This is a genomic window from Myxococcus sp. SDU36, assembly GCF_030168875.1.
GTDB classification, from domain to species: domain Bacteria; phylum Myxococcota; class Myxococcia; order Myxococcales; family Myxococcaceae; genus Myxococcus; species Myxococcus vastator.
In genome coordinates this window covers 2,326,440-2,342,984 of the sequence record NZ_CP077414.1, presented here as the reverse complement: position 1 = coordinate 2,342,984, position 16,545 = coordinate 2,326,440, and the positions used below count along the sequence as shown (strand labels likewise).

Below are 16,545 nucleotides of genomic sequence, written 5' to 3'. Positions count from 1 at the left end.
GTGTACGTGGGCGGCGCGGGGGTGGCGCGAGGTTATCTGGGCCAGCCCGCGCTGACGGCCGAGCGATTCGTGGAGGACCCGTTCGAGGGACGTCCGGGCGCCCGCATGTACCGCACGGGCGACGTGGCCCGCTGGCGCGCGGACGGAGCGTTGGAGTTCGTGGGCCGCGTGGACCGGCAGGTGAAGGTGCGGGGCTTCCGCATCGAGCCGGGTGAAGTGGAGGCCGCGCTGCTCGCGAGCCCCCAGGTCAAGGACGCGGCCGTCATGGCGCGTGTGGACGGGCGTGGCCCTGGCCGCCTCGTGGCCTACGTCGTGCCCGCCCGGGAGGGCGCGGACAGCGCACCCGACGCCGCGGCCTTGAAGGCGTGGCTGATGTCCCGGCTGCCGCCGTACATGGTCCCCTCGGCGTTCGTCACGCTCGGCGCGCTGCCACGCACCCGGCACGGCAAGGTGGACTTCCGGGCGTTGCCCGCGCCGGAGCGGCCCACGGCGGACGCGCAAGGTCCCGTGGCGGCGCCGCGCTCGGAGGTGGAGGAGACCCTCGTGGCGCTCTGGCGCGACGTCCTCTCGGTGGAGCGCGTGGGCATCCACGACGACTTCTTCGAGCTGGGCGGTGATTCCATCCTGGGCCTGCAAATCGTCACCCGGGCGCGCGCGGCGGGCATCGAGTTGTCGCCGAAGCAGTTGTTCCAGAACCCGACGGTGGCGCGGCTCGCGGCGGTCGCGGGGACGCGCCTCGCGGTGCAGGCCGAGCAGGGCCCCGTCACCGGGCCCGTGGCGCTGACCCCCATCCAGCACTGGTTCTTCGAGCTGGCGCTGGAGGATGCGCACCATTGGAACATGTCCCTGCTGTTGGAGGCGAAGGCGCCGCTGGACGCCGCGCTGTTGCAGCGGGCGCTGGGGCACCTGCTGGAACACCATGACGCGCTCCGGCTGCGCTTCGCTCCCGGTGACGAGGGCTGGCACCAGTCCGCCTCCGCGCCAGGGGCGGCCGTCACGGTGGCTCACGTGGACCTGTCCTCCGTGCCGGAACCCGAACAGCCGGCGGCGCTGCTTCGGCACGCCGAGGCGGCGCAAGGGAGCCTGCGGTTGGAGGGGCCCCTGGTCCAGGTGGCGGTGCTGGAGGGGGGCGCCGGACGTCCTTCCCGGCTGATGCTGGCGGTCCACCATCTGGTGGTGGACGCGGTGTCGTGGCGCATCCTCCTGGAGGACCTGGCGGCGGTGTACGCGAAGCTCGCCGCGGGCGAGGCCGTGGCGCTCCCGCCGAAGACGACGTCGTTCCAGGCGTGGGCTCGGGGGCTGGAGGCGTTGTCTCGCTCGGAGGCGCTGGCGGCGCAGCGGGCATGGTGGCTCGAACGTCCGTGGCGCGAGGCTCCGCGGCTCCCCGTGGACCTGGCGGGTGGGGCCAACACGGAGGCCACCGCGAGCAGGGTGCGCGTGACGCTGGACGCCGAGCACACGCGGGCCTTGCTGCACGACGTGCCGAAGGCGTGGCACACGCAGCCTCAAGAGCCGTTGCTGACGGCGCTGGCCCAGGCGCTGACGGCGTGGTCGGGCGGCGCCGTCGCGCTGGTGGACGTGGAGGGGCATGGACGGGAAGACGTGCTGCCCGGCGTGGACGTGTCCCGCACGGTGGGCTGGTTCACCCGGGTGTTCCCCGCGCTGCTGGACCTGCGTGCAACGAAGACGCCCGGTGAGGCGCTTCGCGCGGTGAAGGAGGGCCTGCGCGCCGTGCCCTCGCACGGCATGGGGTGGGGCCTGCTCCGCTACGTCGCGAAGGACGCGGCGCTGGCGGCGTTGCCGCTGGCGGAGGTGGGCTTCAATCACCTGGGACAGGTCGATGGCGCGGTGGGCGCGGGGGCCCCCTTCGTGCTCGCTCCGGAGGGCGAGGCGTTGCGTCAGCGGGCTCCGAGCGCGCGCCGACCGTACCTGCTCGACGTGACGAGCGCGGTACGTGACGGGCGGCTGGAGGCCATCTGGACCTTCAGCGAGGCCGTACACCGTCGCGAGACGGTGAGCCGCGTGGCGGAGGACTTCCTGGCCCGGCTCCGGGAGCTGGTGGAGGCGTCGCGCGCGCCGGAGGCGGGGGGCCATTCGCCCTCGGATTTCCCGCTCGCGAAGGTGAAGCAGGCGCAGCTCGACAAGCTGGCCGCACGGTTCGGAAAGAAGACGCGATGAGCGACAACATCGACGACCTGTACCCCCTGTCGCCGCTGCAGGGCGGCATGTTGTTCCACGCCATCGCCGAGCCCGGCAGGGGTCTGTACTTCAACCAGCTCGTCTGCGAGCTGCGGGGCCGGTTGGATTTGGACGCCTTCACCCGAGCCTGGAATGGCGTCGTGTCCGCGCACCCCGTGCTGCGCACGGCGCTCGTCTGGGATGACGTCGACGAGCCGGTGCAGGTCGTGCTCCATGAGGTGGACCTGCCCGTGCGCGTCGAGGACTGGCGCGACGTGCCGGCTGAAGCCCGGGAGTCGCGGTTGGAGGCCTTCCTGGCGGAGGACCGGCGCGAGGGCTTCGACCTCTCCTCCGCGCCGTTGGTGCGGCTGGCGCTGTTCCGGTGTGGCGACGACTCACACCGCTTCGTGTTCAGCCATTCGCACCTGATATTGGACGGCTGGTCCGTGCCGCTGGTGCTCCGCGACGTCTTCACCTTGTACGAGGGCGCGCTCTCGGGACGGCCGGCCCGACTCTCCCCACCCAGGCCCTTCCGGGACTATGTCGAGTGGCTGAGCGAGCAGGACCTGGCGGTCTCCGAGTCCTTCTGGCGTCAGGGGCTCGACAGCTTCGATGCGCCCACGAATCCGCGGCAGGTGCTCGGGAGTGGTGAGGGGACGGGGAAGGCCTCGCAATCCTTGTTCCTGTCGGAGCCGCTCACCGCGGCGTTGACCGGCTTCGCCCGGCGGCAGGGCCTCACGTTGCATACCCTGGTGCAGGGGGCCTGGGCCCTGGTGCTCGGCCATCTGTGTGGCACGGAGGACGTCGTCTTCGGCACCACCGTCTCCGGGCGTCCGCCAGGATTGGCGGGCGTGGAGGACATGGTGGGGTTGTTCATCAACACCCAGCCCGTGCGTGTCCGGCTGCCACCCGAAGCGCCCCTGTCGGCGTGGCTGCGCGGCATCCAGGAGCTGCAGTTGGAGGCGCGTCAGCACGAGCACGCGCCGCTGGTGAAGGTCCAGCGCTGGAGCAGCGTGCCCGCGGGGACGCCGCTGTTCGAGACCCTGGTCGTCTTCGAGAACTACCCGCTGGACGCCGCGCTCACGTCGGCCTCCCGGGCCCTGGAGGTCCGGGACATCCGGGCCGTCGAGGCGGACCATTTCCCGCTGACGCTCATCTCGACGAACGGGACGCGGCTGCCGCTGTACCTGCGCTACGACCGGAAGCGGTTCTCCTCGGCCTTCGCGGATGCGCAGCTCGAACGGCTGCGCGTCGTGTTGGAGGCGATCGTGGCGAGTCCGGAGCGCGCCTTGGGCACGCTGGCCTTGAGCTCGGAGGCCGAGCGTCACCAGGTCCTCGTGGCGTGGAACGACACGCGCACGGCGTTCGCGGACCAGGCCTCGGTGCTGGGGCGCTTCCAGGCGCAAGTGGGCCGATGCCCGGCCGCCGCGGCGGTGAGGTGCGAGGAGGAGGTGCTGACGTACGGGGAGCTGGAGGCGCGGGCGAATCAGTGGGCGCACCACCTGCGAGGGCTGGGCGTGGGGGCGGAAGCGCCGGTGGGGCTGTGCCTGGAGAGAGGCGTGGAGTGGGTGGCGGCGATGCTGGGCATCCTGAAGTCAGGAGGCGCCTACGTGCCGTTGGACGCGGGCCAGCCGGAGGCGCGGCTGCGGGCGTTGGTGGAGGAAGTCGGCGCGCGGGTGGTGGTGACGGAGGCGAGGCACGCGGCGGTCTTCGAAGGGACGCGTGCGCGCCGGGTGTTGGTGGAGGAAGCGGCGCGCGCGGGACAGCCGGTGACAGGCGTGGGTGTGCCAGTGGCGCCCGAGCAGTTGGCGTACGTGTTGTTCACGTCGGGGAGCACGGGGCGCCCGAAGGGCGTGGGGGTGTCGCACGGGCAGTTGAGCAACTACGTGCAGGCGGCGATAGCACGGCTGGGGCTGGAGGCGTGCCGCAGCTTCGCGCTGGTGTCGACGCTGGCCGCGGACCTGGGGAACACGGTGCTGTTTCCCGCGCTATGCGTGGGGGGTGAGCTGCACGTCTTGACGCAGGAGCGGGCGATCAGCCCGTCGGGAGTCGCGGAGTACTTCGAGAAGCACCGGGTGGAGTGCGCGAAGGTGGTGCCGTCGCACTTCGCGGCGCTGCTGAGCGCGGCGGAGCCGGTGCGGGTGGTGCCGAGGAAGCGGCTGGTGTTGGGAGGAGAGGCGGCGTCGTGGAGCCTGGTGGAGCAGGTGCACGCGTTGGCGCCGGAGTGCGAGGTGTACAACCACTACGGCCCGACGGAGGCGACGGTGGGCGTGCTGGCGGGGCGCGTGGAGTCGCCGCGCCGGGTGACGTCGCCCGCGACAGTGCCGCTGGGCAGGCCGCTGGGAAACACGCGGGTGTACGTGCTGGACGGGAGCATGCGGCCGGTGCCGGTGGGGGTGGCGGGAGAGCTGTACGTGGGGGGCGCGCAGGTGACGCGGGGTTACCTGGGGCGCCCGGAGTTGACGGCGGAGCGGTACGTGCCGGACCCGTACAGTGGGGAGGAGGGCGGGAGGCTGTACCGGACGGGGGACAAGGTGCGGTGGTTGGGGGATGGGAGGCTGGAGTTCATCGGGCGGACGGACTTCCAGGTGAAGGTGAGAGGCTTCCGGGTGGAGCCCGGGGAAGTGGCGGCGGTGCTGCGCGAGCACCCTGAAGTCCAGGATGCCGTCGTCGTTGCTCGCGAGGAGGGGGCTGGCAGCAAGCGGTTGGTGGCCTATGCCACCCCCGCGGCGGAGCCGGCACCGGACCCGGCCGCGCTCCGTGCATTCCTCCAGCAGCGGCTCCCGGCGCACATGGTGCCTTCGGCGTTGGTGATGTTGGACGCCTTGCCGCTGACACCCAACGGCAAGGTGGACTGGCGCGCGTTGCCAGCCCCCGAGCGTTCGGAGGAGGTGTCACGGCCATTCGAGGGGCCTCGCGACGCGAAGGAAGCGGCCCTGGCCGCCATCTGGGAACAGGTGCTGAGCCGGTCCCAGGTGGACATCCACGAGAACTTCTTCGAGTTGGGCGGTGACTCCATCATCGCCATCCAGGTCGTCTCGCGTGCCGAGCAAGCGGGCCTGTACTTCCGGGTGAAACAGCTCTTCGACCATCCGACCGTGGCGACCCTGGCCGCGGTGGCGGGCGATGCTCCCACCGCTGACTCCGAGCCCGCCGCCGAACGCGCCTCCGGCCCCGCCTCCGGCTTCCCCTTGGTGGGCCTGTCCGAGGAGGATGTCGAAGACCTCTATCCGCTGTCATCGCTTCAGCACGGCATCCTCATCTCCCATCTTCAGGAGCGAGAGACTCAGCCGTACTTCAATCAAATCTCCTTCGAACTCGAAGGCCCCTTGGACGAAGCCGCCTTCACGGAGGCCTGGCGGCAGACGGCGGATCAGTACGAAATCCTCCGGACCGCGTTCTTCTGGGAAGGGTTGGATGCGCCGCTCCAGGCGGTGATGCGTGAAATCTCGCTGCCCCTCGCCACCGAGGATCTGCGCGCGCTGTCTCCGGCGGAGCAGGAGGCTCGGTTGGCCGCGTTCTTCGAGGAGGACCGCCGCCGAGGGCTGGTGCTCTCCCGTGCTCCAGGCTTCCGGTTGACGCTGCTGCGCACGGGCGCGCGGGTGTGGCGCGCGGTGTTCAGCCTGACGCACCTGTTGCTGGATGGCTGGTCCACGCAATTGGTGTTGCGAGAGGTCTTCTCCCGCTACGAGGCGCTCCGGCGTGGCTTGACGTTGCCTCGGCGCGCGGTGCGTCCGTATCGGGACTTCATCGCGTGGTTGGGGCGACAGGACCTCGGCGCGGCCCGGGACTTCTGGCGTGGCGCGCTCGCGGGTTTCACGGAGCCCACGCGGCTGGATTTCGGTGGGGCGCCGCGAGCGTCGACGCTCCTGGGGGAAGTCCAGTTGCGCATGAGCGCGGCGGAGACGTCTGCGCTCGGAGCGTTTTCGCGCCGGCACGGCGTCACGGGCGGCACGCTGCTGCAAGCAGCCTGGGCGCTGCTGCTGGGTCGCTACTCGGGCGAAGACGACGTCCTGTTCGGACTGACGGTTTCAGGCCGGCCTCCGGAGCTGGCGGGCGTCGAGCAGATGGCGGGCCTGTTCATCAACGCCATTCCCGTTCGCGTGAAGCTGCCCGGGGCCAGCCCGGTGGTGTCGTGGCTGAAGGAGTTCCAGGCGTGGCTCCGGAACGCGCAGCAGTATGAGTCGTCGCCCCTGGTGGAGGTCCGCCGCTGGAGCGACGTGCCGCCGGGCCCCGCGCTGTTCGAGAGCCTCGTCGTCTTCGAGAACTACCCGCGCGATGCGGGCCTCACCACGATGTCGGACGAGCTGGTGGTGCGCAGCCCATACATCGTCGAGGTGGATTCCCACCCGCTGACGATTCTCGCCGTTCCGGGCCGCGAGTGGCAGCTGCGCCTCACCTATGACGCCAGGCGCTTCGATGCGGCAGTCGCGAAGCGGGTGGTGGCGCAGGTCCACCAGCTCCTGCGCGAGCTGTGTGTCCCCGAGCACCGCACGTTGTCGGAGCTGTCGTTGATGTCGGCGGAGGAGCGGCGCCGGGTGGTGGAGGAGTGGAGCGGGCGGCGCGTGGAGTATCCGAGGGACGCGTCGCTGGCGGAGTTGTTTGAAGCGCAGGTGGCGCGGACGCCGGAGGCGGTGGCGGTGGAGGCGGTGGGGCAGACGCTGACGTACGAGGCGCTGAATCGGCGAGCCAACCAGTTGGCGCACCACCTGAGGGGAATGGGAGTGGGCTCCGAGGTGCGGGTGGGGCTGTGCGTGGAGCGGGGCGTGGAGTGGGTGGTGAGCGCGCTGGGGATTCTGAAGGCGGGGGGCGTGTACGTGCCGCTGGACGCGAGCTACCCGCTGGAGCGGCTGGGGTGGATGAAGCGAGAGGCGGGGGTGGCGCTGCTGGTGGCGCAGGAGCGGCTGGCGGATGAGGTGGCCGCGGGTGGTGAACTGGTGGTGTGCGTGGACACTGAGTGGGACACGCAGATTGCCCTCCAGCCGGAAACCACGCCGAGCACCCATGTGGGCGGGGCCAACCTGGCGTACGTGATGTTCACGTCGGGAAGCACGGGGAAGCCGAAGGGGGTGGGGGTGTCGCAGCGCGCGGTGACGCGGCTGGTGGTGGGGAGCGGGGTGGCGGACTTCGGGCCCCAGGAGGTGTGGCTGCAGTTGGCGCCGACAGGCTTCGACGCGTCGACGCTGGAGGTATGGGGCGCGCTGCTGCACGGCGGGAAGCTGGTGGTGTACCCGGAGGGCCCGCTGGAGTTGGAGGGGCTGGGGCGGAGGCTGAAGGAGGCAGGGGTGACGTCGCTGTGGCTGACGTCGGCCCTGTTCGAGCAGATGCAGGCGTACCAGCCCGAGGCGCTGAGTGGAGTGAGGCAGGTGCTGGCGGGAGGAGACGTGCTGGCGGTGGGGCGTGCGAGGGAGCGGGTGAGGAGTGGGGGCATCCTCATCAACGGGTACGGGCCGACGGAGGGGACGACGTTTACGACAGTGCACCGCGTAGCAGAGGAGGACGCGGGCGGGACGGTGCCCATTGGGAAGCCGGTGGGGAATACGCGGGTGTACGTGCTGGACGAAGGAATGCGTCCGGTGGCGGCGGGGGTGAGGGGTGAGTTGTACGTGGGAGGGGACGGGCTGGCGGAGGGGTACGTGGGGAGGCCGGAGTTGACGGCGGAGCGCTTCGTACCCTCGCCATTTGGGGACGGAGAGCGGCTGTACCGGACGGGGGACGAGGTGCGGTGGCAGGAGAATGGGCTGCTGGAGTTCCTGGGCCGACGGGACACGCAGGTGAAGGTGCGTGGTTACCGGATTGAGTTGGGGGAGGTGGAGGAGGCGCTGAAGCAGCACGCGCAGGTGAAGGAAGCGGCAGCGGTGGTGAGGGGGGAGGGGCAGGAGAAGCGGGTGGAGGCGTACGTGGTGGCGCCGGGAGCGGACGCCGCGGCGCTGAAGGAGGCGGTGAGGCAGAGGTTGCCGGAGTACATGGTGCCGTCGGTGGTGGTGGTGCTGGAGGCGTTGCCGCTCACGCCCAACGGCAAGGTCGACCGCAAGGCGCTCCTGGCCTCGGAGGCAGGTGTCCCCGAGCAGCGACAGCACGTCGCGCCGCGCACGCCCACCGAGCAGAAGCTCAGCCACCTGTGGTGCGCGGTCCTGGACCTGAAGCAGGTCAGCGCCGACGCTGACTTCTTCGAGCTGGGCGGTCACTCCTTGCTGGCGACTCAGCTCATCGCGCACATTCGCTCGGAGTTCGGTGTGGAGCTGCCGCTGCGTACGCTCTTCGCCTCGCCCACGCTCGACGCGCTGGCGCGGAAAATCGAAGAGGCAGCGCGGGCCGCGATACCCCTGAGTGCGCCAGCGATGACGCCGGTGGCTCGAACGGGCGCATTGCCCGTGTCGTTCGCCCAGCAGCGGCTCTGGTTCATCGACCAGCTTCATCCGGGCAGCGCCGTCTACAACGTCCCCATCGCGCTTCGCATCGAGGGCACGCTGAACGTGGCCGCGCTGCAGCGCGCGTTCTCGGCCCTTGTCGCGCGGCATGAGCCGCTGCGCACGACGTTTTCCTCTCACGAAGGCGAACCCGTTCAGGTCATCGCGCCGGCCGGGGACTTCGCGCTCGAGTTCGAGGACTTGAGCGCGCTCCCTGAAGCGGAGCGCGAAACCGACTTCCGCGGGCGAGCGATCCGCGAGTCCTTGCGGCCCTTCTCACTGGAGCGAGGTCCCCTGGTCCGCGCGGTCCTGTCTCGGCTGTCGCCGGAGACACACGCTTTGGTGTTGGTGCTGCATCACATCGTCTCGGATGGTTGGTCCCTGGGCGTGCTGGTCCGCGAAATGGGGGCGCTCTATTCCGCCTTCCACGAGGGACGGTCGCCCGGGTTGCCGGCGCTGCCCGTGCAGTACGCGGACTATGCGGTGTGGCAGCGGCAGTGGCTGAGCGGTGCCCCGCTGGACGCACAGCTCGCCTGGTGGCGGCAGCAGTTGTCCGACGCGCCTCCGTTTCTGGACCTCCCCACGGACAAGCCGAGACCCGCGACGCTTTCGCACCGAGGCGCCCTGGTGCCGGTTCACCTGTCGCGTTCGTTGAGGGACGCGGTGACGGCGCTCGCCCATGCGGAAGGGGCCACTCCCTTCATGGTGCTGCTGGCGGCCTTCCAGCTCCTGCTGTCGCGCTACTCCGGGCAGGAGGACGTGTTGGTGGGCTCGCCCATCGCGGGGCGCCGGTACCAGGAGACGGAGGGGCTCATCGGCTTCTTCGTCAACACCCTGGTCCTTCGCGGACAGGTTCGGCCCGAGGCCACCTTCCGCGAGCTGCTGGCGCAGGTGCGTGAGCGGACGCTCGGCGCCTATGAGCACCAGGACCTTCCCTTCGAGAAGCTGGTGGAGCACCTCCAGCCCGAACGGAACCTGGGGCGCAGCGCGCTCTTCCAGGTCCTCTTCGTGTTGCAGAACGCCCCGGTGGGGCCCTTGTCGCTGCCCGGGCTGTCCGTGAAGCCGATGGGGTTGCTCGACCGGGAGACGGCGCGCTTCGAGCTGTCACTGAGTCTCGGCGAGACACCGGAAGGCTTCGAGGGTGCGCTTCAGTTCAGCACCGACCTCTTCACGGAGGCCACGGCGGAGCGGATGGTGTTCCACCTGGAGCAGGTGCTGAAGGCCATCACCACGCGGCCCGAATCGCGCCTCTCCGAGATACCGCTGCTGACTGATGCCGAGCGTCATCAGGTGCTGGTGGAATGGAACGACGCGGCTCAGGCTTTGCGGTGGGAGGCTGTCCACCGGTGCGTCGAGCACCACGCGGAGCGGACGCCCGAGTCGCCCGCGGTGCGGTGCGAGGAGCGGGAGCTGACGTACCGCCAGTTGGAGGCGCAGGCCAACCAGGTGGCGCACCAGTTGAGGGGAATGGGGGTGGGCGCGGAAGTGCCAGTGGCGCTGTGCCTGGAGCGGGGCGTGGAGTGGGTGGTGGCGATGTTGGGGATTCTGAAGGCGGGAGGCGCGTACGTGCCGCTGGACCCCGCGCAACCAGAGTCCCGCCTGCGCGCGCTGGTGGAAGAGGTGGCCGCGCCGGTGGTGGTGACGCAGACGCGGCATGCGGCGGCTTTCGAGGGGCTGTCGGCGCGCCGGGTGGAGTTGGATGGAGACGCGGCGCGGCTCGAGGCGCAGCCGACGGAAGCGCCGCGGGTAGAGGTGCACCCGTCGCAGCTGGCGTACGTGCTGTTCACGTCCGGAAGCACGGGGCGGCCCAAGGGCGTGGGGGTGTCGCACGGGCAGCTTGCCAACTATGTGGAAGCGGCGAACGCGCGGCTGGGGTTGGCGGAGTGCCGCAGCTTCGCGCTGGTGTCGACGGTGGCGGCGGACCTGGGAAACACGGTGCTGTACGCGGCGCTGTGGACGGGGGGACTGCTGCATGTGCTGACGCAGGAGCGGGCAAGCAGCGCGGCGGGAGTGGAGGCGTACTTCCAGCGGCATGCGGTGGAGTGCTTGAAGGTGGTGCCCTCGCACCTCGCGGCGCTGATGAGTGGCGCAGCGCCTGGGCAGGTGCTGCCGACGAAGCGGCTGGTGGTGGGAGGAGAGGCGGCCTCGTGGGGCCTGCTGGAGCAGGTGGCGGCGTTGGCGCCCGGGTGCGAGGTGTACAACCACTACGGCCCGACGGAGACGACGGTGGGGGTGCTGGCGGGGCGAGTGGAGCTGCCGCGTCGAGCGGAGTCACCCGCGGCGGTGCCGCTGGGACGGCCGATGGGCAACACGCGGGCGTACGTGTTGGACGGGAGCCTGCGTCCCGTGCCGGTGGGAGTGGGGGGAGAGTTGTACGTGGGAGGAGCGCAGGTCACGCGAGGGTACCTGGGGCGCCCGGAGTTGACGGCGGAGCGGTACGTGCCGGACCCGTACAGTGGGACGGCTGGAGCGAGGATGTACCGCACGGGAGACAAGGTGCGGTGGTTGGGGGATGGGCGCCTGGAGTTCATCGGGCGGACGGACTTCCAGGTGAAGGTGAGAGGGTTCCGGGTGGAGCCCGGAGAAGTGGCGGCGGCGCTCAGAGCGCATCCCGACGTCCAGGACGCGGTGGTGGTCGCGCGAGAAGAGGTGCCTGGCGACAAGCGGCTGGTGGGCTACGCCGTTCGCACGGCTCGGGCTGCTCCGGACATCGCGGCCCTCAGGGCCTTCCTCCAGCAGCGGCTTCCTGGGCACATGGTGCCGTCAGCGCTGGTGGTACTGGAGGCCTTGCCGCTGACGCCCAACGGCAAGGTGGACTGGCGCGCGCTGCCCGTGCCGGACGTGTCGGCGCGGGGCTTGGCTCCCGCCTATGAGGCGCCGGCTTCCCCCATGGAGGAGGCGCTGGCCGCTGTCTGGGCCCACGTCTTGCGGATGGAGCGGGTGGGCCGGGAGGATGACTTCTTCGCGTCGGGTGGACATTCGCTCCTGGCCACGCAGGTGGTGTCGCGCGTGCGTGCGGTCCTGGGCGTAGAGGTCCCGCTGCGGGCTCTCTTCGAGGCGCCCACCTTGAGGTCCTTTGCCCAGCAGGTGGAGCAGGCGACTCGGAGCCAGGCGCTGCCCGCGCTGCGTCCGAGGCCTCGGGGGGACCGGGTGCCGCTGTCCTTCGCGCAGCAGCGACTGTGGTTCCTGGATCGGCTGAAGCCGGGCGGCACCGAATACAACGTACCGTATGTGCTGCGGGTGGAGGGGCCCCTGGATGTGTCTGTCCTGGAGCGAGCCTTGTCGGAGCTGGTGCGCCGTCATGACGTCCTGCGGACGGCCTTCCCGGAGGAGGGCGGAGCACCTGTCCAGCGCATCGCTTCGCCATCGCCGGTCCACCTCTCCGTGGTCCAGTTGGGTGCCCAGGATGAGTCCGAGGTGCGGCACCGGGTGCGCGCGGAAGTCGACCGCTCATTCGAGCTCGCGCGTGGGCCGCTGCTACGCCCCCTGCTGTTGAAGCAGTCCGAGCAGGCGCACGTCCTCGTGCTGCTGCTGCATCACATTGTCTCGGACGGCTGGTCCGCGAGCGTGCTGCTTCGGGAGTTGGCGGCGCTCTATGACGCTTTCTCGCAAGGGCTGCCGTCACCCTTGCCGGAGCTGCCCGTGCAGTACGCGGACTACGCGCTGTGGCAGCGCGAGTGGTTGAAGGACGAAGTGTTGGAAGCGCAGGTTCGCTACTGGCGCGAGGCGCTGGCGGGCGCGCCGCGATTCCTGGACCTCCCCACGGACAGGCCTCGCCCCGCGGCGCAGACCTTTCGAGGCGGAGTCCAGCGGCAGATGTGGCCGAAGGCGCTGTGGCAGCAAGTGAAGGCGACCGCGCGGCGAGAAGGGGCCACGCCGTTCATGGTGCTGCTGGCGGCGTATCAGACGGTGTTGTGGCGGCTCTCCGGGCAGGACGACATCAGCGTGGGCTTCCCCATCGCAGGTCGCACGCAGGCGGAGACGGAGGGGCTCATCGGCAACTTCGCCAATACCCTGGTGCTGAGGGCCCGCGTACGTCCCGAGCTTTCCTTCCGGGATCTGTTGGCGCAGGTTCGTGAGGTGACCCTGGGCGCCTACGCGCACCAGGACGTCCCGTTCGAGAAGCTGGTGGAGGCACTGCAGCCAGAGCGGGACCTGAGTCGCAGCCCGTTGTTTCAAGTGTCCCTGACACTTCAGAACACGCCTGCGCCCGAAGTGACGCTGCGACAGGGCTTGTCGCTGACGGTGATGGACGCGCGGATTCAGACGTCGAAGTTCGATCTGTCGATGTTCGTCGCCGAGCTGTCGGAAGGTGCCGCCGCGTCAGTCAATTACAACAGCGACCTGTTCGACGCGAAGTCGGCGGAGCGACTGCTGAAGCAGGTGTCGGTGCTGCTGGAGGCCGCGGTCGCGAATCCGGAGACGCGCCTGGGTGAGCTGCCATTGATGCCATCCACCGAGCGTCTGCGATTGGTGGAGGAGTGGAGCGGGCGGCGCGTGGAGTATCCGAGGGACGCGTCACTGGCGGAGCTGTTCGAAGCGCAGGTGGCGCGGACGCCGGAGGCGGTGGCGGTGGAGGCGGAGGGGCAGACGCTGACGTACGAGGCGCTGAATCGGCGAGCCAACCAGTTGGCACACCACCTGAGAGGGATGGGCGTGGGCCCCGAGGTACGGGTGGGGCTGTGCGTGGAGCGGGGCGTGGAGTGGGTGGTGAGCGCGCTGGGGATTCTGAAGGCGGGGGGCGTGTACGTGCCGCTGGACGCGAGCTACCCGCTGGAGCGGCTGGGGTGGATGAAGCGAGAGGCGGGGGTGGCGCTGCTGGTGGCGCAGGAGCGGCTGGCGGATGAGGTGGCCGCGGGTGGTGAACTGGTGGTGTGCGTGGACACGGAGTGGGAGTCCATCGCGCGGCAGCCGGAGACGAATCCAAGGGTGGGCGTCAGCGGGGCCAACCTGGCGTACGTGATGTTCACGTCGGGAAGCACGGGGAAGCCGAAGGGGGTGGGGGTGTCGCAGCGCGCGGTGACGCGGCTGGTGGTGGGGAGCGGGGTGGCGGACTTCGGGCCCCAGGAGGTGTGGCTGCAGTTGGCGCCGACAGGCTTCGACGCGTCGACGCTGGAGGTATGGGGCGCGCTGCTGCACGGCGGGAAGCTGGTGGTGTACCCGGAGGGCCCGCTGGAGTTGGAGGGGCTGGGGCGGAGGCTGAAGGAGGCAGGGGTGACGTCGCTGTGGCTGACGTCGGCCCTGTTCGAGCAGATGCAGGCGTACCAGCCCGAGGCGCTGAGTGGAGTGAGGCAGGTGCTGGCGGGAGGAGACGTGCTGGCGGTGGGGCGTGCGAGGGAGCGGGTAAGGGGTGGGGGCATCCTCATCAACGGGTACGGGCCGACGGAGGGGACGACGTTTACGACAGTGCACCGCGTAGAAGAGGGGGAGGTGGGGGCGACGGTGCCCATTGGGAAGCCGGTGGGGAATACGCGGGTGTACGTGCTGGACGAAGGAATGCGTCCGGTGGCGGAGGGCGTGAGGGGCGAGTTGTACGTGGGAGGGGACGGGCTGGCGGAGGGGTACGTGGGGAGGCCGGAGTTGACGGCGGAGCGCTTCGTACCCTCGCCGTTTGGGGACGGAGAGCGGCTGTACCGGACGGGGGACGAGGTGCGGTGGCAGGAGGGTGGGCTGCTGGAGTTCCTGGGCCGGCGGGACACGCAAGTGAAGGTGCGGGGTTACCGGATTGAGTTGGGGGAGGTGGAGGAGGCGCTGAAGCAGCACGCGCAGGTGAAGGAAGCGGCAGCGGTGGTGAGGGGAGAGGGGCAGGAGAAGCGGGTGGAGGCGTACGTGGTGGCGCCGGGAGCGGACGCCGCGGCGCTGAAGGAGGCGGTGAGGCAGAAGCTGCCGGAGTACCTGGTGCCGTCGGTGGTGGTGGTGTTGGAGGCGTTGCCGCTCACGCCCAATGGCAAGGTCGACCGCAAGGCGCTCCTGGCCACGGAAGCAGGCGTCCCCGAGCAGCGACAGCACGTCGCGCCGCGTACGGCCACCGAGCACGCATTGGCGGGCATCTTCTCGGAGGTGCTGGGCGTGCCACGTGTCGGTCTGCACGACGACTTCTTCGAGCTGGGCGGCCACTCGTTGTTGGCGACCCAGGTCGTGGCGCGTGTTCGCACGGAGCTGGGCGTGGACATGCCGCTGCGTGCTCTCTTCGAGGCGCCAACGGTGTTGCGGCTCGCGGTCTGGTTGCAAGGCTCGGACACGGAAGGGGCCACGCGTGACTGTGTGGCATTGCAGCCCGAAGGTGCCGGCACGCCTGTGTTCTTCGTGCACGCCGTCGGCGGCGCCGTGGGGCCGTATCGTGCGCTGGCTCGGCGCATGGGGCGCGAGCGGCCTCTCTATGGCTTCCAGGCCGCGGGGCTCGATGGACGCGAGCCTCCTCTGGAGCAGGTGGAGGCGCTCGCCCGCCGCTACGTGGAGGCGATGCGCGAGCGTCAGTCCGAGGGCCCCTATGTGCTGGGCGGCTGGTCCCTGGGTGGCGTGGTGGCTTTCGAGATGGCGCGCGAGTTGGAGCGACAGGGGCAGTCCGTGGCGCTCCTGGTGCTGCTGGATAGCTTCGCTCCCGACGAGAACGCGCCTATGCGGGAACCCGATGGGGCGTTGCTGCTCGCGGGGATGGCCATGGACCTGGCACGGACGGCAGGTGCCGAGTCCACCCTACGTCCCGAGGCGCTCTCGGGCCTGACCGACGAGGAGCAGTTCGTCGTCGTCGTCGAGCACGCGCGACTGGCGGGGTGGCTGCCTCCCGAGGTCGAGGCGTCAACGCTCCGGGCCTGGCGTGATGTGACTCGCGCGAACCTGCGGGCGTTGGCGGCCTACCGCCCCGGTCCCGTTCGGTGCCCCGTGCTGCTGCTGCGCGCGAAGGATGCGCAACGCTCCCAGGCCGTGGAGCCGTCCCACGGGTGGGCTCGCTGGGTGCCATCGGGCCTCACAATGGAGGACGTTCCGGGGGACCACTACAGTGTGCTCCGGGAGCCGCAGGTGGAGACGCTGGCGCGCCGTCTTGTCGAGCACGTCGAATCCGCTACGGAGCGGCACGTGGAGCCGGGGCAGCAACGCGGGGGCTGAGCGAGGGCGCCGACTGCGCAACATCGGGCGCGAGTGCATCCACGAGCCCCTGGGCCACGGCGGCGGCGAAGGCCTCCAGGGTGCGTTGCTCGCGCCAGCGCGCCGCCTCCTCGAAGTCGAGCGCGTGGTGGGTCTCGATGATGACGGAGGGGATGCGCGGCTTTCGCAGCACGAAGATCTGCCGGTGCGTGGGCTCACGCGCCACGAAGACGCCGGGCTGGGCGGTGTCGATGGCGTAGAGGCCTTCGTAGTCCACGCCGTCGTAGGGCGGGAAGCCCGCCTGTCCCAGCCTGCGCGCCAGGGCTCGGGCCAGTCCCGCGCGTCCAGTCTGGAGGAGCGCGGTGGCTTCCGCGGACTCAGACCAGAGCACGGTGAAGCCGGGCGCGGCGTCCTGCCGGAAGCACTCCTGGCCCGGCATGGGGGACCAGGGCAAGGCCGTGCCTCGCGAGTCCGAATGCAGGCTGAGCATCGCGTGCGCGCGCCACGCCTCGGCGGCGGTGACGCGTAAGGGGTAGGGGACGCGCTCGCCCGGTTTGCGGCTCAGCCGCACCTGGAAGTGCCCCGTGGCTTCCAAGCGCTTCGCGAGGTCTTCCGCCACGCGGAGGGTGAAGGTCTCCTCGTCCTCGCAGGTGACGCCCTTGTTGCCGGTGTTCCCCTCCGCGCCATGGCCCGCATCCAGGTAGATGCGCCGCTTTCCGAAGCCCTTGGGGAAGCGCACCTCGGACACGGTGAGCGGCGCGCCCGAAGCGGGCCACGTGGGCGTGGGGACGACGGTGGCGGGTTCGGAGGCGGTGGCGGGCCCGGCGAGCAACAGCAGCCCCAGTCCCAGCAGCGAGGAAGTCTTCGGCAT

3 protein-coding genes (1 of these 3 cut by a window edge) are annotated in these 16,545 nt (G+C 70.4%); 2 read left to right on the top strand and 1 reads right to left on the bottom strand.

The window, feature by feature from the left end:
* Together KGD87_RS09105 and KGD87_RS09100 are read left to right on the top strand one after the other, a co-directional pair.
* Positions 1-2,178, top strand: the 3' end of a protein-coding gene (locus tag KGD87_RS09105; protein ID WP_284667074.1) for a non-ribosomal peptide synthetase/type I polyketide synthase. The gene continues 9,201 nt to the left of window position 1, outside the view; 2,178 of the gene's 11,379 nt are visible here — the last part of the coding sequence; its start codon lies off the left edge, out of view; its stop codon occupies positions 2,176-2,178.
* Positions 2,175-15,695, top strand: a complete 13,521-nt coding sequence (locus KGD87_RS09100) for a non-ribosomal peptide synthetase (protein WP_284667073.1) — start codon at positions 2,175-2,177, stop codon at positions 15,693-15,695. Before KGD87_RS09105 ends, KGD87_RS09100 begins: the two co-directional genes overlap by 4 nt.
* On the opposite strand, the gene KGD87_RS09095 is transcribed toward KGD87_RS09100, so the two are convergent.
* On the bottom strand, positions 15,652-16,545 hold the full coding sequence (locus KGD87_RS09095; protein ID WP_284667072.1) for an N-acetylmuramoyl-L-alanine amidase family protein: 894 nt from the start codon (positions 16,543-16,545) through the stop codon (positions 15,652-15,654). The genes KGD87_RS09100 and KGD87_RS09095 overlap by 44 nt on opposite strands.